This window comes from Paenarthrobacter histidinolovorans (assembly GCF_014647595.1).
Taxonomy (GTDB): Bacteria; Actinomycetota; Actinomycetes; order Actinomycetales; family Micrococcaceae; genus Arthrobacter; species Arthrobacter histidinolovorans.
Window position 1 is genome coordinate 513,488 of sequence record NZ_BMPM01000001.1, and the last position, 20,328, is coordinate 533,815.

24 protein-coding genes are annotated in these 20,328 nt (G+C 60.9%); 13 read left to right on the forward strand and 11 right to left on the reverse strand.

The window, feature by feature from the left end; all coding sequences use genetic code 11:
* Positions 1-136 precede the first annotated feature (136 nt).
* Both coaA and IEY62_RS02330 read left to right on the forward strand, forming a co-directional pair.
* Positions 137-1,108: a type I pantothenate kinase gene (gene coaA / locus IEY62_RS02325; protein ID WP_189013604.1), complete on the forward strand. Its 972-nt coding sequence runs from the start codon at positions 137-139 to the stop codon at positions 1,106-1,108.
* Positions 1,109-1,975: a M15 family metallopeptidase gene (locus IEY62_RS02330; RefSeq protein ID WP_189013606.1), complete on the forward strand. Its 867-nt coding sequence runs from the start codon at positions 1,109-1,111 to the stop codon at positions 1,973-1,975. It begins immediately after the preceding gene.
* Positions 1,976-1,984: 9 nt separating this feature from the next.
* Here IEY62_RS02330 and glmM read toward each other — a convergent pair whose 3' ends face one another.
* The 3 genes from glmM to rplM all read right to left on the reverse strand — a co-directional run bounded on the left by glmM (position 1,985) and on the right by rplM (position 4,508).
* Positions 1,985-3,349: a phosphoglucosamine mutase gene (glmM, locus tag IEY62_RS02335; protein ID WP_189013608.1), complete on the reverse strand. Its 1,365-nt coding sequence runs from the start codon at positions 3,347-3,349 to the stop codon at positions 1,985-1,987.
* Positions 3,350-3,516: 167 nt separating this feature from the next.
* Complete coding sequence (gene rpsI, locus IEY62_RS02340) at positions 3,517-4,026, reverse strand: 30S ribosomal protein S9 (protein WP_189013610.1); 510 nt, start codon at positions 4,024-4,026, stop codon at positions 3,517-3,519.
* 38 nt (positions 4,027-4,064) lie between these two features.
* Entirely contained in the window at positions 4,065-4,508 is a 444-nt protein-coding gene (gene rplM, locus IEY62_RS02345) for a 50S ribosomal protein L13 (protein ID WP_011775554.1), read from the reverse strand.
* Between the two features lie 305 nt (positions 4,509-4,813).
* On the opposite strand from rplM, the gene IEY62_RS02350 reads away from it, so the two are divergent.
* The 9 genes from IEY62_RS02350 to IEY62_RS02390 all read left to right on the forward strand — a co-directional run bounded on the left by IEY62_RS02350 (position 4,814) and on the right by IEY62_RS02390 (position 12,761).
* Positions 4,814-5,440, forward strand: coding sequence for a prepilin peptidase (locus IEY62_RS02350; RefSeq protein ID WP_407671467.1), 627 nt, complete (start codon positions 4,814-4,816; stop codon positions 5,438-5,440).
* Positions 5,441-5,761: 321 nt separating this feature from the next.
* Complete coding sequence (locus IEY62_RS02355) at positions 5,762-5,947, forward strand: Flp family type IVb pilin (RefSeq protein ID WP_189013614.1); 186 nt, start codon at positions 5,762-5,764, stop codon at positions 5,945-5,947.
* Between the two features lie 97 nt (positions 5,948-6,044).
* Positions 6,045-6,443 carry a TadE/TadG family type IV pilus assembly protein gene (locus tag IEY62_RS02360; RefSeq protein WP_189013616.1) on the forward strand — a complete coding sequence of 133 codons (399 nt, stop codon included), beginning with the start codon at positions 6,045-6,047 and terminating at the stop codon, positions 6,441-6,443.
* Positions 6,431-7,468, forward strand: a complete 1,038-nt coding sequence (locus IEY62_RS02365) for a Tad domain-containing protein (protein ID WP_189013618.1) — start codon at positions 6,431-6,433, stop codon at positions 7,466-7,468. Before IEY62_RS02360 ends, IEY62_RS02365 begins: the two co-directional genes overlap by 13 nt.
* A 55-nt stretch (positions 7,469-7,523) precedes the next feature.
* A complete protein-coding gene (gene cpaB / locus IEY62_RS02370) occupies positions 7,524-8,291 on the forward strand; it encodes a Flp pilus assembly protein CpaB (RefSeq protein WP_189013620.1) in 768 nt (255 codons plus the stop codon).
* On the forward strand, positions 8,288-9,487 hold the full coding sequence (locus IEY62_RS02375) for an AAA family ATPase (RefSeq protein ID WP_189013622.1): 1,200 nt from the start codon (positions 8,288-8,290) through the stop codon (positions 9,485-9,487). Before cpaB ends, IEY62_RS02375 begins: the two co-directional genes overlap by 4 nt.
* Positions 9,488-9,606: 119 nt before the next feature.
* A complete protein-coding gene (locus IEY62_RS02380) occupies positions 9,607-10,926 on the forward strand; it encodes a CpaF family protein (protein WP_229785075.1) in 1,320 nt (439 codons plus the stop codon).
* Between the two features lie 2 nt (positions 10,927-10,928).
* Positions 10,929-11,870 (forward strand): type II secretion system F family protein, encoded by a 942-nt coding sequence (locus tag IEY62_RS02385; protein ID WP_189013626.1) that lies wholly within the window; start codon positions 10,929-10,931, stop codon positions 11,868-11,870.
* A gap of 12 nt (positions 11,871-11,882) precedes the next feature.
* Positions 11,883-12,761 carry a type II secretion system F family protein gene (locus IEY62_RS02390; RefSeq protein WP_189013628.1) on the forward strand — a complete coding sequence of 293 codons (879 nt, stop codon included), beginning with the start codon at positions 11,883-11,885 and terminating at the stop codon, positions 12,759-12,761.
* Between the two features lie 137 nt (positions 12,762-12,898).
* On the opposite strand, the gene truA is transcribed toward IEY62_RS02390, so the two are convergent.
* The 8 genes from truA to IEY62_RS02430 all read right to left on the reverse strand — a co-directional run bounded on the left by truA (position 12,899) and on the right by IEY62_RS02430 (position 18,169).
* Positions 12,899-13,789 carry a tRNA pseudouridine(38-40) synthase TruA gene (truA, locus tag IEY62_RS02395; protein ID WP_189013630.1) on the reverse strand — a complete coding sequence of 297 codons (891 nt, stop codon included), beginning with the start codon at positions 13,787-13,789 and terminating at the stop codon, positions 12,899-12,901.
* 32 nt (positions 13,790-13,821) lie between these two features.
* Positions 13,822-14,367 carry a 50S ribosomal protein L17 gene (gene rplQ, locus IEY62_RS02400; protein ID WP_189013632.1) on the reverse strand — a complete coding sequence of 182 codons (546 nt, stop codon included), beginning with the start codon at positions 14,365-14,367 and terminating at the stop codon, positions 13,822-13,824.
* Positions 14,368-14,433: 66 nt separating this feature from the next.
* Entirely contained in the window at positions 14,434-15,444 is a 1,011-nt protein-coding gene (locus IEY62_RS02405; protein WP_011775567.1) for a DNA-directed RNA polymerase subunit alpha, read from the reverse strand.
* 146 nt (positions 15,445-15,590) lie between these two features.
* Positions 15,591-15,992: a 30S ribosomal protein S11 gene (rpsK, locus tag IEY62_RS02410; RefSeq protein ID WP_014922380.1), complete on the reverse strand. Its 402-nt coding sequence runs from the start codon at positions 15,990-15,992 to the stop codon at positions 15,591-15,593.
* A gap of 51 nt (positions 15,993-16,043) precedes the next feature.
* Positions 16,044-16,421 carry a 30S ribosomal protein S13 gene (gene rpsM, locus IEY62_RS02415; protein ID WP_011775569.1) on the reverse strand — a complete coding sequence of 126 codons (378 nt, stop codon included), beginning with the start codon at positions 16,419-16,421 and terminating at the stop codon, positions 16,044-16,046.
* Between the two features lie 196 nt (positions 16,422-16,617).
* Entirely contained in the window at positions 16,618-16,731 is a 114-nt protein-coding gene (gene rpmJ, locus IEY62_RS02420) for a 50S ribosomal protein L36 (protein ID WP_011775570.1), read from the reverse strand.
* 70 nt (positions 16,732-16,801) lie between these two features.
* Positions 16,802-17,023, reverse strand: coding sequence for a translation initiation factor IF-1 (infA, locus tag IEY62_RS02425; RefSeq protein ID WP_011775571.1), 222 nt, complete (start codon positions 17,021-17,023; stop codon positions 16,802-16,804).
* 195 nt (positions 17,024-17,218) lie between these two features.
* Entirely contained in the window at positions 17,219-18,169 is a 951-nt protein-coding gene (locus IEY62_RS02430) for a P1 family peptidase (RefSeq protein ID WP_189013634.1), read from the reverse strand.
* A gap of 223 nt (positions 18,170-18,392) precedes the next feature.
* On the opposite strand from IEY62_RS02430, the gene IEY62_RS02435 reads away from it, so the two are divergent.
* Positions 18,393-19,391: a carbohydrate ABC transporter permease gene (locus IEY62_RS02435; protein ID WP_189013636.1), complete on the forward strand. Its 999-nt coding sequence runs from the start codon at positions 18,393-18,395 to the stop codon at positions 19,389-19,391.
* Entirely contained in the window at positions 19,388-20,290 is a 903-nt protein-coding gene (locus IEY62_RS02440) for a carbohydrate ABC transporter permease (RefSeq protein WP_189013638.1), read from the forward strand. The genes IEY62_RS02435 and IEY62_RS02440 overlap by 4 nt, the downstream gene beginning before the upstream one ends.
* The last annotated feature ends 38 nt before the right edge of the window (positions 20,291-20,328 follow it).

Sequence of the window (20,328 nt, forward strand, 5' to 3'; positions counted from 1 at the left end):
TACAAGCCTAACGGCTAGCGCAAACAACTGATGTGGGACATCCCATTTCCTGCTGCCGCTCACGACCCCCACAGCGCCCATAATTCATCCAACAGCCACCGCGCATTTCCTGTTCAGCCGCGCGGAGGGCAGAATCATGATCGTGACTTTGCAACGCACCGAAGCTAATGGCGACGGCGCTTCCCCGTTTGTTGAGCTGGACCGCCAGACCTGGTCCCGGCTCGCAGCACAGATGGAGCAGCCCCTCAACGAAGAGGACATTTTCCGTCTGCGCGGGCTCGGTGACCCCCTGGACATGAAGGAAGTCCGGGAGGTTTACCTTCCCTTGTCCAGGCTTCTCCACCTGTACGTCCAGGCATCACACCAGCTTCACGCCGCAACCACCACCTTTTTGGGTGAGCAAACCCAGCGCACGCCCTTCGTGATCGGAGTGGCCGGTTCCGTGGCAGTAGGCAAGTCCACCATCGCCCGTGTGCTCCGCGAAATGCTGCGCCGCTGGCCCGGTACGCCAAATGTGGAACTCATCACGACCGATGGTTTCCTCTACCCCCTGGCAGAGCTCAAGCGCCGGCACCTCCTTGAGCGCAAGGGCTTCCCGGAGTCCTACGACCGGCGCGGACTCCTTCGCTTCGTTTCGGAGGTCAAGGGCGGAGCCGAGGAAGTCCGGGCGCCCTGGTACTCGCACGTTACCTACGACATCGTGCCCGGCAAGGAAGTCGTTGTGCGCCGCCCCGACGTCCTGATCGTCGAGGGCTTGAACGTGCTTGCACCGGCACGGCCCCGCATGGACGGCAAGCAGGGCCTGGCCGTCAGCGACTTCTTCGATTTCTCCATTTATGTCGACGCCAAGACCTCGTACATCGAGGAATGGTACGTGGACCGTTTCCGGAAGCTGCGCAGTACGGCTTTCGCCCAGCCGGAGTCCTACTTCCACCGGTACGCCACGTTGTCGGACGAGGACGCCGAGTCCACCGCCCGCGGTATTTGGAAGCGCATCAACGAGCCCAACCTCAAGGAAAACGTCTTGCCTACACGGGGTCGGGCACAGCTGGTGCTCACCAAGGACGCAGACCACTCCATCAGGCGCATGCTGCTGAGGAAGGTCTAGATGCCAAACGACAACACGCCGATGCCCAGCCGCCGGGCTTTCGCCGGGCTGCTCACGGCCAGCGCCGGCCTCGCCGCCCTGACAGCGTGCACTCCGAAGGACGGGGTACCCTCCCCTGCTGCCGCCAGCATGCCGGCCCAGGGCGACGTAACGTCCGCTGCGCCCGCCTCAAGCTCCCCTGCCGCAACCGCGACGCCGTCGGCCACCACAGAGCCCACCATCGCCGCTACGCCCGCTCCGGCTCCTTCCAGCACCATCAAGCCCCAGCACTCCCTGACGGATCCCACCAGTCCTTGGGTGATCGTCAACAAGCACAGGCCCTTGAACCCGCAAGACTTTGTGCCGGCCGATTTGGTGCAGCCGGCCATCAGGCTCGCCGTCAGCGGCGAAGCGGCCCTCTTGAACAGCACGACGGCGGCTGCCGCAGAGAAGATGTTCGGGGCGGCGGCCTCGGAGGGCGTCATCATGACACTGGCCTCGGGTTACCGTTCCTACACAACCCAGGTATCCACATACAACGGATATGTTGCCAGCACGGGCCAGGCCGCAGCCGACCGTGCCTCGGCCCGGCCAGGGCACTCCGAACACCAGACGGGCTGGTCATTCGACATCGGCGACGGAGGCGGAGCGTGCAGCTTCCAGCCATGCTTCGCCGAGCAGCCGGCAGCGATCTGGGCCAAAGCCAATGCGCACAAGTTCGGATTCGTCGTCAGGTACCCCTGGATGTTCCACGACACCACAGGCTACTTCTACGAATCCTGGCACCTCCGGTACATCGGAGTGGATGCCGCGGTGGACATGGCCACACGCGGCATCACGACTCTCGAAGAGTACTTCGGGCTGGAAGCCGCTCCGGACTACCTCTAGCTCCGGTTCCTAGACGGCCATTTCGCTGGAGGCCCCCAGGCGCTCCTTGACCACGGCAGCGAGCTCGGTGCAGATGCGCTCGGCCGTTTCCATGTCTGCCGCTTCCACCATCACGCGGACCAGCGCCTCAGTGCCGGAAGGACGCAGCAGCACCCTGCCGGTCTCGCCGAGTTCAAGCTCGGCTGCGGCCACAGCCGCAGCCACGCCTTCGTCAGTCGCGGCACGGGCCTTGTCGACACCCTTGACGTTGATCATGAGCTGCGGAAGCTTGGTCATCGCACCGGCAAGGTCCTGGAGGGTGCGGCCAGTGAGGGCCACCTGCGCGGCAAGCTGCAGTCCGGTCAGGACGCCATCGCCTGTGGTTGCGTAATCGGAGAAGATCACATGGCCCGACTGTTCGCCGCCGAGGTTGTAACCGCCGTCGCGCATTTCTTCCAGCACGTAACGGTCACCAACACCGGTTTCGCGGATGGTGATGCCGGCATCGCGCAGGGCGATCTTCAGCCCGAGGTTGCTCATGACCGTGGCGACCAGGATGTCGTCCTTGAGCTTGCCGGCCTTCTTGAGCGCCAGTGCCAGGATCGCCATGATCTGGTCACCATCCACTTCGTTGCCTTCGTGGTCAACGGCGAGGCAGCGGTCGGCGTCGCCGTCGTGCGCTACGCCGAGGTCCGCGCGGTGCTTGACCACGGCTTCCTTCAACGGACCCAGGTGGGTTGAACCAACGCCTTCGTTAATGTTCAGGCCGTCAGGCTCTGCTCCGATGACCACCACATCCGCGCCGGCGTCCTTGAACACCTGGGGCGAGCAGCCACTTGCGGCACCGTGGGCGCAGTCAAGCACTACTTTGAGGCCGTCCAGGCGCTTCGGGAGCGTGCCGAGCAAGTGCACGATGTACCGGTCCTCGGCGTCCGAGAAGCGCTGGATGCGTCCGACGTCGGCGCCTACCGGCCGCTGCGGCTCTTTGCCAAGCTGCGCTTCGATGGCGTCCTCGACGTCGTCGGGAAGCTTCTGGCCGCCCCGGGCGAAGAACTTGATTCCGTTGTCCGGTGCAGGGTTGTGGGAGGCGGACAGCATGACACCGAAATCGGCGTCGAGATCTGCCACCAGGTAAGCCGCAGCCGGGGTGGGGAGGACACCGGCGTCGTAAACGTCGATTCCGGAGCTCGAAAGCCCTGCCTCCACGGCGGCGGCGAGGAATTCACCGCTGGCCCGGGGGTCCCGGGCGACCACGGCGCGGGGCCGCTTTCCGTCCGTCGCGCGGTCATGGCCGAGTACGACGGCGGCCGCCTGCGCGAGCTGCATAGCCAGTTCGGCGGTGAGTAATCCGTTCGCGAGACCGCGCACGCCATCTGTTCCAAATAATCTAGACATCGGGTCAAGTTTAGACGACGCCACGGCACCACCCGTTCACCGGGCCACCGGAGCGTCTTGTCGCGGCCTGTCCCGGCCCGCGGCGCCGCACGGTTTAAACGACGGAAGTCCGCCCCACCGAAACGGCGGAACGGACTTCCGATACCCCTGTAATGGGGTGAAGCGAATTAACGCTTGGAGTACTGCTGAGCCTTGCGTGCCTTCTTGAGACCGGCCTTCTTACGCTCGATGACGCGGGCGTCACGAGTCAGGAAGCCTGCCTTCTTGAGGGTGGCGCGGTTGTTGTCGACGTCGATCTCGTTCAGTGAACGGGCGATGCCGAGGCGCAGTGCACCAGCCTGGCCGGAGGGGCCACCGCCGTGGATGCGGGCGATGACGTCGTATGCACCTTCGAGGTCAAGAACGCGGAACGGTTCGTTGACATCCTGCTGGTGCAGCTTGTTCGGGAAGTAGTTGGCCAGCTCGCGGCCGTTGATGATCCACTTGCCGGAACCCGGAACAACGCGAACGCGTGCAACGGCTTCCTTGCGGCGGCCAACAGCTGCGCCGGCAACGGTCAGTGCCGGGCGCTCCTTCTTGGGAGCATCTTCAGCAGCTGCGCTGCTTTCAGAGGTGTAGCTGGTGAGGGTTTCCTCAGCCTCGACGGCTTCGGCGGTCAGTTCTTCGTTCTGAGCCACGGTTCTCCTTGTAATGAAAAGTTGGTTGGTGGCCAGGACTACTGGGCGACCTGGGTGATTTCGAAAGTCTTAGGCTGCTGTGCCGCGTGGGGGTGCTCCGGGCCTGCGTAGACCTTGAGCTTGCCCAGCTGCTGAGCTGCCAGGGAGTTCTTGGGGAGCATGCCCTTGATGGCCTTCTCAACAGCGCGAACCGGGTTGGATTCCAACAGTTCGGCGTAGTTGACGGAGGTCAGGCCGCCCGGGTAACCGGAGTGGCGGTATGCGCGCTTCTGCTCCAGCTTGGCGCCGGTGAGGGCAACCTTTTCAGCGTTGATGATGATGACGAAGTCGCCCATGTCCATGTGGGACGCAAAGGTCGGCTTGTGCTTTCCGCGCAGCAGTGTTGCGGTCTGGCTGGCAAGACGACCAAGGACAACGTCGGTGGCGTCAATGACGTGCCACTGGCGGTTGATATCGCCGGGCTTCGGGGTGTACGTACGCACGGTTTTGCCTCGTTCTTGTTCTGGCGTTCATGTTTTAGGCGACACGCAGTGAGGCGTGTACCTACTATGTATGCGCTACCGGAGCAGAGGTGAGGGCTCTATGTACCAGTTATCCCAGGATCTCGAAATGCCCATGGAGTTAGCGATCCTGCAACTGGATCCCCCTGTAGGCATGTGTCATCGAGATAGGACACGCACAACGACTCTAAACAATACCTTCAACGGGGCGCCCGGGTCAAAATGGGGTGAGCACACATGGGTGAACCTGTGTTAATGAGGGAGTGCACGTGACTGACGGACTTGCCATGCCGCTTCTGCTGGCTCTCGCTGGCCTCCTCCTGAGTCCCGCCGCGGAGTTCCTGATCGCCCGCGCCCTGCCGCGGCTCGGCGGACTCCCCTCCTCAGGGGTAAGGATCACGACGGCGGCAGTCACCGCCTTGCTTTTTGCACTCCTTGGGTGGCGGTTTGGGATGGGGGCAGAATTGCCGGCCTTTCTGTTACTGGCTCTTTTGGGCGTGCAACTTTCACGTATTGATTTCATGCTGCATTTGCTCCCGAACCGCCTGGTTTTGACCCTTCTTAGCGGTGGCCTGGCACTCCTGGCCCTGTCTTCCTCGCTGGAACCGGGCTGGACAGAGCTGCTCCGGGCACTCGCCGGCGGCTTCATCCTCTTCGCTGGCTACCTGATTCTGGGACTTATTTCGCCCGGAAGCCTCGGAATGGGCGATGTGAAGCTCGCGGCACCACTTGGAATGTACTTGGGCTACTTGGGTTGGCAGCAAGTACTGTTCGGCGGCCTGCTGGGATTCGTGGTGGGCGGAGTGCTGACGCTCGCGATGTTGCGCCTGCGTTCCGCCGGGAAACCAGCCGAAACGGCACATGGCCCGGCAATGGTTCTTGCGGTTTTTGCGGTAATTCTCGCCCTGCACTGACCCGGACCAAGTACGTCCTTACCCCCACTGAAGGGCGTCCTCTAACTAATAAGGCTCCTGCTGGAACCAAGTAGTTTCGCCCTGCACGGGAACCGGAACTGAGTACTTCGCGCCCACTCCCCCCTCGGGCAGGTAATGCACGCCCGAATAATTCGAGTACGGCTACGCATTGTGGCTTGTTGTGCGATGGGTCAATTCTTATGTCATCGAATTCGAACGGCTGGAAGCAACAAGAGCCTTTCAAATCTCGAACTGCTTTATACATCAGCTTTACTCACTCGTTTTCTTCTAATCAAATTCATTTCTGGGAAGGATTTTCCAATGTCTGCTTTCATGATCAACACCATCGCTTTCATCGCCGGCGTCAAGGACCGCTTCACCAAGGAAGAGAAGGGAGCAACGATGGTTGAATACGGCCTGATCATCGCCGCCATCGCCGTCGTCGTGGGGGTTGCCGCCGTAGCTCTCGGCCTGCGGGTCACCGCCCTGTTCGACGGCGTCCTTTAGGCCTGATCCGTGACGCGGTTGGTCGCGGCTGCCCACTGGCAAGCCCGGCCAACCCGTTGCTTTAAGAGCACCTACTGTTGGGATCTGGGACCGGGAGATGGACGTGAAATCCACAACGAATGAGCGTGGCGCTGCGGCCGTGGAATTGGCCATCATACTGCCACTCTTGCTGCTCATCCTTTTCGGCATCATCGAGTTTGGACGCGCCTACAATGTCCAGGTTTCGCTGACCGAGGCTGCCCGCGAAGGGGCCCGCTACGCGGCGGTGCACTATCAGGACGGCAGTCTGAATGTCTCCGGAGCAGCTTTGACCGCCGCGCCGGCTCTGGACGGCTTAGGCGTTACGGTCACAAACAATGCTTCGAGCTGCGCTCCGGGCTCCAACGTCAAGGTAACCACAAGCGTTTCGCTGCCTTCCATGACCGGCTTTCTGGATGGCATCGGCATCTTCCCCCTCAATCTTTCCGGAGTAGGGGTGATGAGATGCGGTGGCTGACAAAAGTCCGGCAGCACGTTCGAGAGGATGCGGGCGACTATTCCAAGGAACGGGGCGCATCCACCGTCATCGTCGCAGTCCTCATGGTGGTTCTTTTGGGATTTGCTGCCTTGGCAGTGGACGTCGGGGCGATCTATGCGGAAAAGGCGCAACTGCAGAACGGTGCCGATGCTGCGGCACTGGCCATCGCAACCGACTGTGCTGGAGGCAGCTGTGGAAGCAGCACTTCCACAGGAAATCAGTTCGCCAACAGCAATGCCAACGACAACACCAGCGGCGCTGTCGTCACCTTTCCCGCTGCCACCACCGTGCGGGTCGTGACCAATGCCAGGGACACAGCCGGGCAAAACAGCCTCTCGCTGTTCTTCGCACAGTCCATGGGCTTCGACACCGCGTCGGTTGACGCTTCTGCCGAAGCCTCGTGGGGAGCTCCGTCGTCAGCGACGACCCTGCCCTGGACCATCAGCGAGTGCGTGTTCAAGAAGTACTTATCGCCTGCCCAACTTGCCTCGCTGAACTCAACCGGCACGTTCTCAGGCGATCCTGTTCCCACCCACGTCACCCTTCGCTACGACACCAACGCACCCGCTGTGGGTGGGTGCGTAGCGCAAAATGGCTACCAGCCTGGCGGTTTTGGCTGGCTGGAAACCACTTCCGCATGTTCCACAGACATCAACATCGGCGCGGTGGTGCAGGGCCAGCCCGGCAACCATTTTCCCAATGCCGCCACCTGTAACACCGTGCTTGCGCACATCATGGATGAACCCGCACTAATCCCGCTTTTCAAGACGGCAGCGCAAAACGGCAACAAGACCAAATACACCCTCATTGGTTTCGCCGCGTTCCAGGTGACCGGGTACAAGTTCGACGGCGGCCAGCAGCTGGACCCCGCAGCGCCCAGCTGCACCAACAACTGCAGGGCCCTACAGGGATTTTTCTCCCGTTTCGTGTCACTCGAAGAAGGTTCACAAGTCTCCGGTGGCATTCCCAACTATGGAGCGTCGGTGGTCACGCTCACCAAATAGGCACTCGATGAGCGCCCCGCCACCAATCTCACGAGAACTCGAAGGGAGTTACAAAGTGAAAACACGCCTACTGGGAGGCATTGCTGCATTGCTGTTGGCAGTCACAGGCATCGTTCTACTGGTCACCTACGTACAGGGAGCAGACAAACGGGCACAGCAAGGGCTTGATCCCGTCAGTGTACTTGTCGTCAAGGAACGCATTCCTGCCGGCACCAAGGCAGAGGACATCCAGTCCAAGCTCAAAACCGAAACTTTGCCTCAGTCCGCGGTGGCACCGGGAACCATCAACACCCTCACCGATCAAAAAGGAAAGGTGACCTCGGCTGACCTTCAGCCGGGTGAACAGCTTCTGGGGGTAAAGCTGGTCAGCCCCAAAGAGCTGGTCCCGGGAACTGTTCCCGTACCGGAGGGTTTGCAGGAAGCCACTTTTGTCCTTGCTCCTGAGCGCATGCTGGGGGGCCGGGTAGAGGCCGGGGATACCGTGACTGTCTTCGCTTCCTTCAAACTCGATGAGGCGATCCAGGCAGGAGCCAACGTGCCGGCCGGGTTAAGTGGCTGGAAGGACTTCACTGAGCTCCTGTACCACGACGTTCTGGTCACAGCGGTCCAGCAGGCTGCCCCCGAAGCGGAAAAATCCGCCGGAACTGAAAAGGCAGTCGCACTTCCCAATGGGTCCGCGTATGTCACCGTGGCATTGAGCGACGCGAACGCAGCCAAGATGGTCTTTGGCGCAGAATTTGGCACCCTCTGGCTCTCCAAGCAGACAGAGAAGACCGTCAAAACCGATCCACCAACAACCACGTTCGGAGGGCTGGTCCAATGAGCCGCTTCGTAGCCATCACTGCAGTACGTGATTTCGAGACCCGCGTACGCCAAGCAATCACTGGAGCCCTGCATGGCGACCTTCAAACTTTGTCGCCCACAGTCCTTCAAGCCGGCACCGACGAAATCTTCAAGCAACTCACTGGGGCGCCTCCTGAGGTCATGATTCTCGGCCCGGGAGTGAATCCCGACGATGCCTTCAAGCTGGCCACTGTGCTCGACCTCCAATACCCGGAAATAAGCCTTCTCATGGTCGCCGATCCGACAGCCGACGTTGTGCTCAAAGCCATGCATGCCGGGGTCAGGGATGTTGTGGCGCCTGAAGCAGAGGTGAACGAGCTTCGGGTGCTTCTGGAGCGCGCCTGCTTGGCCGCAGCGAGCCGCCGACGCGGAATGCAGCCTGCCGCCGAATCCGGGCAGGAGCGGGGACGCATCATTGCGGTGATGTCACCCAAAGGCGGAGTGGGCAAGACCACCGTCGCCACAAATTTGGCCATCGGGCTGGGAAACATCGCACCGATGAGCGTGGTGATCGTGGATCTGGACCTGCAGTTCGGGGACGTCGCTTCAGGTCTGCTGCTGGAACCGGAGCACTCCATCACCGAGGCAGTGCATGGGGCCGCGGCGCAGGACGCCATGGTCCTCAAGGCGTTTTTGACCGTCCACCCGGCAGGAATTTATGCACTCTGCGCACCTCAGAGGCCCTCTGACTCGGACTACATTACTGCCGAACACGTCACCCGCCTCCTCAACCAGTTGGCTACGGAGTTCAAGTACGTAGTAGTGGATACTGCACCAGGTCTAGGCGAACACTGCCTGGCCACCCTGGAGTTGGCTACCGACGGCGTGTGGGTCTGCGGCATGGATGTGCCGAGCATCAGGGGTCTGCGGAAGTGTTTTAGCGTTCTGAAGGAACTCCAGCTTTTGCCACAGGGCCGGCACACAGTGCTGAACTTTGCGGACCGAAAAAGCGGGCTCTCTGTCCAGGATGTCGAAGCCACCATCGGAGTGCCTGTCGACACGGTGATACCGCGATCCAGGACGTTGCCGTATTCAACCAATCGCGGCATTCCTGTACTTCAAGGGACGGCCAGGGACTCGGCCCTCAAGGGCCTGAAGAAGCTGGTCCAGCGCTTCGACCCCCGCTTGGAATCGGCTCCCCAGAACAAGCTGCACCGGAGGGTGGTGGTGTCATGAAGCTCTCCGAGAGGCTTTCGAAAAACAATCCGCTGTCCGCCATTGCCCCAAGTGATTCACAACCAATGGCAGTGGTTGCCGGGGGCGAATGGGCCGCGCTCCCTTCGGCATCAACCCCAATGTTGGGCGGTGCGCCGACGGCACCGGCAGTAGATGCTCTGGCCGGTCTCAAAAAACGTGCTGCAGCTTCCCTCTTTGAACGCATAGGAAGCCGCTTGGGGGACACTTCTTCATCTGAAGAGGATCTCCGCTCCTTCGCAGTGGAGGAACTTTCAGCGGTTATCGATGACGAGCAAGTACCTCTTACACCAGAGGAACGGCGCCGGCTTATCCGCGAAATATCCGACGAAGTGATGGGCTACGGTCCCCTTCAGAGGCTATTGGAGGACCCCTCCGTCACGGAAGTCATGGTGAACAGATTCGACCAGATCTATGTGGAGCGCCACGGTCATCTGGCTCTCACTGAACTCCAGTTCAGCTCGGATGATCACCTGCGGAAGGTGATCGAACGAATCGTTTCCAAGGTTGGGCGTCGCATCGATGAATCTTCTCCGTTGGTGGACGCCAGGCTGGAAGACGGCTCCCGTGTCAACGCGATCATCCCTCCTTTGGCGATCAACGGTCCCTCACTTACCATCAGGAAATTTAGTCATGTTCCACTGACTGTTCGAAACCTCATCGAATGGGGATCGATGAGCCAGGAGATGGCCGAACTGTTGAGCGCGTGCGTTCGGGCCCGACTCAATATCATCGTTTCTGGTGGCACAGGCACCGGCAAGACGACCATGCTCAATGTGTTGTCATCCTTCATCCCCGAATCCGACCGGATCGTCACCATCGAGGATGCGGTCGAACTGCAGTTGCAGCAGCGTCATGTGGTCAGGTTGGAGAGCCGGCCACCCAATATCGAAGGCAAGGGCGCCATCACCATCCGCGACTTGGTTCGGAACTCTCTTCGTATGCGTCCGGACCGGATCATCGTGGGCGAGGTACGCGGGGGTGAATCACTGGACATGCTTCAGGCCATGAACACCGGCCACGATGGATCGTTGTCCACCGTGCATGCCAACTCCCCCCGCGATGCGGTCGCCCGCCTGGAGACCTTGGTGCTCATGGCTGGAATGGATCTTCCACTCCGGGCGATCCGCGAACAGGCCTCTTCGGCAGTTGACCTCATTGTTCAGGTCACCCGGTTACGCGATGGGAGCCGCCGTGTTACCCACGTTACTGAGGTTCAGGGGATGGAAGGTGACGTCGTGACCTTGCAGGATGTCTTCCTTTTCGACTATTCGGCAGGCTTGGATGTCCAAGGCCGGTTCTTGGGCAAGGTCATCCCGACGGGCATTCGTCCCCGTTTCCTGGACCGGTTCGCCGAACTTGGGATCCAGGTATCGCCGGCTATCTTTGGTGTCGCCCCCATCAATGCAGGGAGGCGGTAGCCGTGGAATCCCCAGGGGTTTTCATCCTTGCCGTCACACTGTGCATGGTTGCTCTCTCCATTCTGGTCGCGATTGTCCTTAAACCGCGACGCGACAGTATTCCCATCGAGCGGCGTCGTTTGGAAACTTCTAGCGATACGTCCGCCGTAGGCCTGGTCTCCGATACCGCCGTTCGCTTCATGGACAACGTACTGGGACGTTCGGGGGGACCCTTCAATCGGGAAGTTCTTTACCAAGCCGGAGTCAAACAGGCCCCTGCCGACTTCATGGTTCTGGTTGTCGCCGGCGCCGTAGTCACGGCAGTCGTTGGCGCACTTGTCTTCAACCTCTTCGTCGGTATCTTCTTGGCGCTTTCGGTGCCGTTTCTGGCGAAATTGGTATTGGTTTCCAAAACACAGAAACGACGCGCCAAATTCGAGGGACAACTGACGGACACTATCCAGATGCTGATCGGCGGGCTTCGGGTCGGGCACGGCATTATGAGGTCCCTGCAAGCCGCAGCCCAGGAGTCCCAGGCTCCGACATCAGAAGAGTTAAGCCGGATCGTCAACGAAGTAAGGGTCGGCAAAGACGCACGTCAGGCGATAGAAGACTGCGCTGCGCGGATGGACAGCGAAGATTTCCGTTGGATTGGCCAAGCCATCCAGATCAACCGTGAAGTGGGCGGTGACCTAGCCGAGGTTCTGGAGCAGGTTGAAGGAACCATCCGTGAACGCAGCGAGATCAAGGGGCACGTGCGTGCTTTGAGCGCTGAAGGAAAGATGTCAGCCGTGGTTCTGATGATTCTTCCCGTGGCAGTGGGGATCTTCATGTCAGCACTAAACCCCGGGTACCTGAAACTCTTCACCGGCCACCCCCTTGGGATTGCCTTGATAGTTGTCAGTGTGATCCTGTTCGCCGTCGGAGGCTTCTGGATGAGCCGCACAGTGAAGATCAAGTTCTAGGAGACAATGATCATGACTCCCATCGCATGGCTGATTATCGCCCTCATCGTTCTTCCTCTGGCCTATTTTGCCTGGTCATTGCTCAGCATTGACCGGAAGGGCATTGTTGCCATTCAGAGCAACCTCGGTTCCGGCTTCACGCAAAGTGGCGGTGCGAATCTTCGGCGCCCACCGCTCCTTCTGGGTGTTGCCAGGAAGCTGACTCCTGGAAGCTACGAGGCCAAGCTGGATCACTGGCTTGCCCTGGCTGGGCGCCCGATGTCGATGCCCCTGCCTAAGCTCATGTCTCTGAAGCCGGCCCTGGCACTGGCCGGAGCAGTCGGCGGCGTCTTCCTGTTTCTTCTCAGCCCCGGTCCAGGAATGGTCGGTCTTGGCCTCTTCCTGACCATATTTCTGTACTTCCTACCCGATCTCTTGATTTACAACACAGGGATCAAACGGCAAGAGTCCATCAAACTTGAGTTTCCGAATACTCTCGATCAAATGCTGATTTCGGTCGAGGCCGGCCTCGGGTTCGAGTCGGCCATGGAAAGGGCAGCAGTACAGGGATCGGGGCACCTGCCGGACGAACTGTTGCGAACTTTGCAAGACATCCAAGTGGGACGTCCCCGGCAAGAGTCCTATGAGGCCTTGGCCGAGCGATGCGCGGTCCCGGACATTCGAAGCTTTGTCCTGGCTGTCATCCAAGCCGACAAATACGGAATCGGCATTGCAAACGTGCTTCGGGCCCAGGCTAAGAAGGCACGCGTCAGGCGCAGACAGAACGCAGAAGAGCGAGCGATGAAACTCCCGGTAAAGGTGCTGTTTCCACTGCTGTTCTGCATCTTTCCGGTGCTGTTCATAGTCCTTCTGGGTCCCGCGGCAATCAGGATCATTCAGGCCTTCAGCTGATCCTGCCCGCGGGGAATAGACCGGCACTTCGCGGATCCCAGACCACGGAGTGCCACAACGGCCCCCTTCCGGTACCCAGAGCCGGGAGGGGGTCCTCCAACGTCCGGGCTAACGACATCCGGGCAAGGACAGAAAAGCTACTCCCGCCGCGCCCGCGTCAGTTCAGCCCTGGCCAGCAGCTCGCTGTCGGAGGGATACGCCACCTCTTCCAGGACCAACGGATGAGGCGCTGCCAACACTGACTTTGCATCGCGTCTGCGCTCCAAGAGCCGCGAGTGTAGCCACTCAGGAGATTCCAGCCCCTCCCCTACCCGCAGGGCCGAACCAACCAACGAGCGCACCATGTTGTGGCAGAAAGCGTCAGCCTGAACGGTCGCAACAATGACGCCATCGCTCCCACGTTCAAAGACGAACTTCTGCAGCTCACGGACGGTGGTGGCACCTTCCCTGGGCTTGCAGTACGAGCGGAAATCCTGGAGCCCCAACAAGGACTGAGCGCCGTCGTTCATCAACGAAACATCCAAGGGCGCTTTGTGCCAAAGCGTTATCCCGCGGAGCACGGGGTCCCACCTTTCGGGACCGTCGGCAATCCGGTAACTGTACCTGCGCCACAGCGCGGAAAAGCGGGCGTCGAAACCTTCGGGCGCCAGGCCGGCGTCGTGCACTTCCACCGCACCGGTGAGGTCACCGAGGATGCGGCTCAAAGCGCCTCGGAGCCGACGCAATAGCGCGACGGCGGGATCAAGTTCGTGCCCGCGCGGCAGTGACAGCCACTCAGCTTCGGTGACGTCGAGATGGACCACTTGGCCGCGGGCGTGGACTCCGGCGTCGGTCCTGCCGGCCACCGTGACCCGGACCGGTCGCTGCAAAAGGAGCGCCAAAGCCTCCTCGAGGGAGCCTTGTACGGTCCGCAATCCCGGCTGCAATGCCCACCCGCTGAACGGGCCGCCGTCGTACGAGAGATCCAGCCGGACACGCAAAAACCCGCCGCCCCCCAAAACGGGGGCAGCGGGTTTTCGTTCGTTCATAGACTTAAGTCTACTGTGAAGAATTCAGTGAATTACTTCTTGTCCTCAGCGGCCGGAGCCTCTTCGGTCTCAGCAGCTTCTGCCTCAGCGGCCGGAGCCTCTTCGGTTTCAGCGGTCTCAGCTTCAGCGGCTTCGGTCTCTACGACCTCTTCCTCGGCAGCCGGAGCAGCCTTGGCAGCAGCAGCAGTTGCTTCAGCAACAACGGCCTGCTTCGGGGAAACCGGCTCGAGGACGAGCTCGATGACAGCCATGGGAGCGTTGTCGCCCTTGCGGTTGCCGATCTTGGTGATGCGGGTGTAGCCACCATCGCGGTTGGCAACGGCGCCGGCGATGTCGGTGAACAGCTCGTGGACAACGCCCTTGTCGCTGATCAGGCCGAGAACGCGGCGGCGGGAAGCGAGGTCGCCACGCTTGGCGAAGGTGACCAGACGCTCTGCGTACGGCTTGAGGCGCTTGGCCTTGGTGACCGTGGTGGTGATGCGCTTGTGCTCAAACAGAGCAGCTGCCAGGTTCGCGAGCATCAGACGCTCGTGAGCCGGGCCGCCTCCGAGGCGCGGACCCTTAGTGGGGGTAGGCATAGTTATTTCTCCTGTTATGTAAGCCGGTCAGGTCCATTGCTGGACCCGGCGGCCAAGATCTGCTGTTTAGAGCTCGTCGTCGCTGAACGCGGCGTCGTCCTCTTCGATGGCTGCGGCGCGGGCTGCGAGATCGAAACCGGGAGGGGAGTCCTTGAGGGACAGACCCAGTTCCACGAGCTTTGCCTTGACCTCGTCGATGGACTTCGCACCGAAGTTACGGATGTCCATCAGGTCAGCCTCGGAGCGGGCAACGAGTTCACCCACGGTGTGGATGCCCTCACGCTTGAGGCAGTTGTAGGAACGGACCGTAAGGTCCAGATCCTCGATCGGCAGAGCCATGTCCGCTGCCAGGGCAGCGTCCGTCGGCGACGGGCCAATCTCGATACCTTCAGCTGCGGTGTTCAGCTCACGAGCCAGACCGAACAGTTCCACCAAGGTGGTGCCTGCGGAAGCGACAGCATCGCGGGGAGCGATTGCCTGCTTGGTCTCGACGTCGACAATGAGCTTGTCGAAGTCGGTGCGCTGCTCAACACGGGTAGCTTCCACGCGGAAAGTTACCTTCATGACCGGCGAGTAGATCGAGTCAACCGGAATACGGCCGATCTCGGAGTCGCCGGACTTGTTCTGAGCTGCCGAAACGTAGCCACGGCCGCGCTCGATGGTCAGTTCGAGTTCGAACTTGCCCTTCGAGTTCAGAGTGGCAATGTGCAGATCCGGGTTGTGGAATTCGACGCCGGCCGGCGGAGCGATGTCCGCGGCGGTGACGACTCCGGGGCCCTGCTTGCGCAGGTAAGCAACAACCGGCTCATCGTGCTCGGAGGAAACCGAAAGGTTCTTGATGTTCAGGATGATCTCAGTGACATCTTCCTTGACACCGGGAACCGTGGTGAACTCGTGCAGCACGCCATCGATCCGGATGCTGGTTACAGCGGCACCGGGGATGGAGGAGAGCAGGGTACGGCGGAGGGAGTTTCCGAGGGTGTAGCCGAAGCCCGGCTCCAGCGGTTCAATGATGAAACGGGAGCGGTTCTCGGATACAACTTCTTCAGACAGGGTGGGGCGCTGTGCAATGAGCACTTAGGTTTCCTTTCGGCGAGCATCCGCTATATGACGCAACACAGGTGGTGGAAATCGGCTTCGGTTTCCAGCCTGACCAGCCGGGCCATGCTGATGGAAGGAAAACCTCCATAGCAGGCCCGGCCGGTCAGGCAGGGAAGACCTAATTAGACGCGGCGGCGCTTCGGGGGGCGGCAACCGTTGTGGGCGCTGGGGGTGACATCCTGGATGGAGCCAACCTCGAGGCCAGCGGCCTGAAGTGAACGGATTGCGGTTTCGCGTCCGGAGCCCGGACCCTTGACAAAGACGTCAACCTTGCGCAGACCGTGCTCCTGGGCGCGCTTTGCAGCAGCTTCGGCAGCCATCTGGGCAGCGAACGGGGTGGACTTACGGGAGCCCTTGAAGCCAACCTCACCGGCGGAAGCCCATGAGATAACAGCACCGTTCGGGTCCGTGATGGACACGATGGTGTTGTTAAAGGTGCTCTTGATGTGCGCCTGGCCAAGCGCAATATTCTTCTTATCCTTGCGACGCGGCTTACGAACCGCTCCACGAGTCTTCGGGGGCATTGTTTCTCCTACAGAAAGTTATCGGGGGAAAACCAGGTCAATCCCGAGGGATTAACGTCCGGCCTTCTTCTTGCCGGCGACGGTGCGCTTCGGGCCCTTGCGGGTACGAGCGTTGGTCTTCGTACGCTGTCCGCGTACGGGCAGGCCCTTGCGGTGGCGCAGGCCTTCGTAGCTGCCGATCTCAACCTTGCGGCGGATGTCAGCGGCTACCTCGCGGCGAAGGTCACCCTCAACCTTGTAGTTGCCTTCAATGTAGTCACGCAGCTGAACCAGTTCGGCGTCAGTCAGGTCCTTGACGCGAACGTCAGCGCTGATGCCGGTGGCAGCCAGGGTTTCGTGTGCACGGGTCTTGCCCACGCCGTAGATGTAAGTAAGCGCAATTTCCAACCGCTTTTCGCGGGGAATGTCTACGCCAGCGAGACGAGCCATAGTGGCAGTACTCCTTGAATAAACCGGAGGTCGTAGGCAGTACACCCGCACGTTCAGTGCGGCCCCAGCCTCCGACCGGGGGTTCGCTGACCAGGCTCTGTAAAGCAGTCCTGGCACAGCTTGTGCTGCCTTTATTTACTTGCGTGGGCTAGCAACCCAGGTTTGCCCTTGCGGGCGCTGATTCCCTTAAGGGGAATTAGCCCTGGCGCTGCTTGTGGCGCGGGTTCTCGCAGATCACCATGACCCGGCCGTTACGGCGGATCACTTTGCACTTGTCGCAGATCTGCTTGACGCTCGGCTTGACCTTCATGGCGTTCCTTTGCGTGTTTTGCAGTTGATCTGCTGGAGCGGCTTGGCACTATTGCCTGCCGCCCAGCAATTTACTTGTAGCGGTAGACGATACGACCACGTGTGAGGTCGTATGGGCTCAGCTCAACCACTACCCGGTCCTCGGGGAGGATTCGAATGTAGTGCTGTCGCATCTTCCCAGAGATGTGTGCGAGAACGACGTGCTTGTTGGTGAGCTCAACACGAAACATCGCATTGGGCAGCGCCTCAGTCACAACGCCCTCGATCTCAATGACCCCGTCCTTCTTGGCCATATCCTCCGCTAACTGTTGTTTGCCACCGTCCTCCGGTTAGGCACCGAAGATCCAGCGGACGTTTTTTGTTTGCTTGACCGCCTTGGAACCACGACACCAAAAAGGGCGCGGCTGCACAGACAACCAACAAATAACTCTACGCCAATCAGGCTGGAAAGTTAAATCCGACCATGGTAGCGCACGTGTCCCTTGCCGTCACTCCCCCTGCTGGCGATAGGCCGGGAAGTGACCGGCCGCCGTCGTGACGCTTTCGGCCGCCAAAACGCCGTCCAGAATGGCCAGCCGGACTGCCTCTGCCGCCGCGCTTTGGAGGGTGATCAGCGATACTTGCCGCGCCTGTTCGGTGCTGCGGTCCAGAGCGACGGCGCCTGTCGCCAGAGCGAAAACGGTGTCACCGTCCGCGAGGGTATGGGAAGGGTCCAGGGCCCTGGCCAAACCGGAATGCCCGGCAGAGGCAGTCCGTTTGCACTCAGCCACATCGAGCACAGCATTCGTCGCGATCACCACGAGCGTCGTGTTCAGGCCCTGCGGCTCGGACTTCCCACCCGCGGAGGGTCGCGGCTCCGCAGGACCAAACACCGGCGCCCCCAACGCGTTCACCACGGCAATGGCCCCAACAATGACTCCTCCGTCAAGAGTGATGGACGACGTACCAATCCCACCCTTGAACTGTCCGCGGGCAACAACGGCACCGGTTCCCGCGCCAATGTTTCCACGCTCGACGGCGGCACGGTCGCCTGAGGCGAACGCTGCGGCGGCTGCCTGGTAACCCATGTCCGCGTTTGGCCGCGCTGTGACGTCACCGCCCCGTCCGAGGTCGAAGATGGCTGCGGCCGGAACAATCGGCACCACAGTTCCCGGAACGGCGAAGCCGCGCCCCTGTTCCTCACACCAGAGTTGGGCACCCGTAGCCGAAGCCAATCCAAAAGCACTGCCGCCGGTCAAGACCACGGCATCAACCGTGGACACCAGAGTGGTTGGATCCAGGGCGTCGGTCTCGTGCGTGCCCGGGCCCCCGCCGCGCACGTCCACGGAGCCCACGGCGCCCACGGGCGGAAGGACCACAGTCACGCCACTCAGCCAGCCGGCGTCGTTCTTCTGCGCATGCCCAACACGGATCCCCGGCACGTCTGTGATTGCGTTCATGGATCCATTCTCCACCCCGCCAGCGCGAGGAAGTGGGAGCCGCGCCTCAAATACGAACTTGCGCGTAACGCACGGTAAACGGGTCCGGAAGTGTAAGACAACTCTCGCTACAGAGGCCCGTTTTGGCCGGGGCGAGTAGCGCCAATGTGGTGAGCTAAGCCTGTCTTCGCCGCCCCTGGCAGGGAGCAGGCGCCCCGCAATCCGCCGAAACCGTGAGTAATACATGACTGCCCCATTGATGCACAACAGCAGCGCCACGCCCGCTGACCGGTCAGCCCGGCCGGACGCCGCCCCGCCCGGCGGACCCGCTGCGAAAACCAATCCCGCTCAGGCCAGACGCCGCTGGTCAGGCCGCAGCCGCAAGGATTTCGTGGTGTTCCTGGCCATGGCGTTGCCCAACCTCGTGTTGATCGGCACCTTCACTTATTGGCCGCTGATCAACAACATCTATTACTCCACACTGGACTGGACCCTTGGCTCGGCATCAGCCACCGTGGTCGGGCTGCAGAACTATGTCACGTTCTTCACCAGTGAGGACGCGTCCAAGGTGCTGGGAACCACGGCAATCTTCACAGTGTTGACCGTTGGCGGCTCCATGGTCCTTGGCTTGCTGGTCGCCCTGGCCCTGAATTCCAAGGTCCGGGGTACCACATTCGCCCGGTCCGCGGTGTTCGCACCCTACGTGCTGTCCGGCGTCGGCGTCGGCCTGGTGTGGCTGTTCATCTTCGATCCCGGATACGGGGTGCTGGCCTGGATCCTCCGCGGGCTTGGCCAACAAAGCCCCCAGTGGATCAACGATCCACAGCTCTCCCTGGTGATGGTCATCATCGTTTACGTGTGGAAGAACCTGGGCTACTGCGCGGTCGTGTTCCTGGCCGGACTGCAGTCCCTGCCCCGCGATGTGATGGAAGCCGCGGCACTGGACGGGGCCAACAGTTTCCGAAGGTTCTTCAACATCTCCTTGCCGCTGCTCTCGCCCACCACGTTCTTCCTGCTCATCACCACCATGCTCAGCTCCCTGCAGGCGTTCGACCTCATCCGCATCATGACCCCTCTGGGCAACGGCACCAGCACGCTGATCTATGAGGCGTATCTGCAGGCCTTCGGCGCATACAACAGGGCGGGCTACTCGGCCGCAATCTCGGTGATCCTCTTCGCCATCCTGCTGGTCATCACGGTCCTCCAACTCCGGTTCGTTGAGCGAAAGGTCCACTATTCATGAGCGCCCCAGCACCCGTCGTCGAGCGTGAAGAGCCGCAACAAAACGCTCCACTGGAGCGTCCTCTGTCCAAATCCAATCTTGTCCAGACAGTGGCAACAGGGTACGTCCCGCTGATCATTGCCACGCTGGTGGTTTTCCTGCCGCTGCTGTGGATGCTCCTGAGTTCCTTCAAGCAACCCGGCGAGATCGTCACCATGGATCTCAAGATTCTTCCCGAGTCACTGAACCTGCAGAACTACGTCACGGCCATGACTACCGTCCCGTTCGCGCAGTTCTTCGCCAACAGTCTGATCGTCACCATGGTGGGCTCCTCAGTGAAAGTGGTCCTTGCGATCCTCACCGCCTACGCGCTGGTCTTCGTACGCTTTCCGTTCAAGAACGTGATCTTCGTGCTGATCCTTGTGGCCCTCATGGTCCCGGCGCAGGTGTCGATACTGCCCAACTACATCCTGATTGCCGGCATGGGCGGCAAGAACACCCTGTGGGGCATCATCCTTCCCGGACTCGGTACGGCGTTCGGCACGTTCCTCTTGCGCCAACACTTCCTGACCCTGCCGCCGTCGATCCTTGAAGCGGCCGAAATTGATGGCGCCGGCCACTGGCGCAGGCTGTGGCAGATCATCGTTCCCGTGTCCGTCCCGTCGATCGCCACCGTGGCGCTGGTGACCGTGGTCAGCGAATGGAACGACTACATTTGGCCCCTCATCATCACGGACCGGCCCGAAACCATGACGCTTCCGGTAGGACTGACCCTCCTCCAGAACTCCGAAAGCAACGGAGCCGGCTGGGGAATCCTCATGGCCGGCGCGGTACTGGTGATCGTGCCAATCCTGCTGGTGTTTGCCGCGCTCCAGCGCTACATCGTTGCCGGACTGACCCAAGGCAGTGTCACCGGTTGATTCTCCACCACACCATTCGCATCAAAGTCAGTTATTGA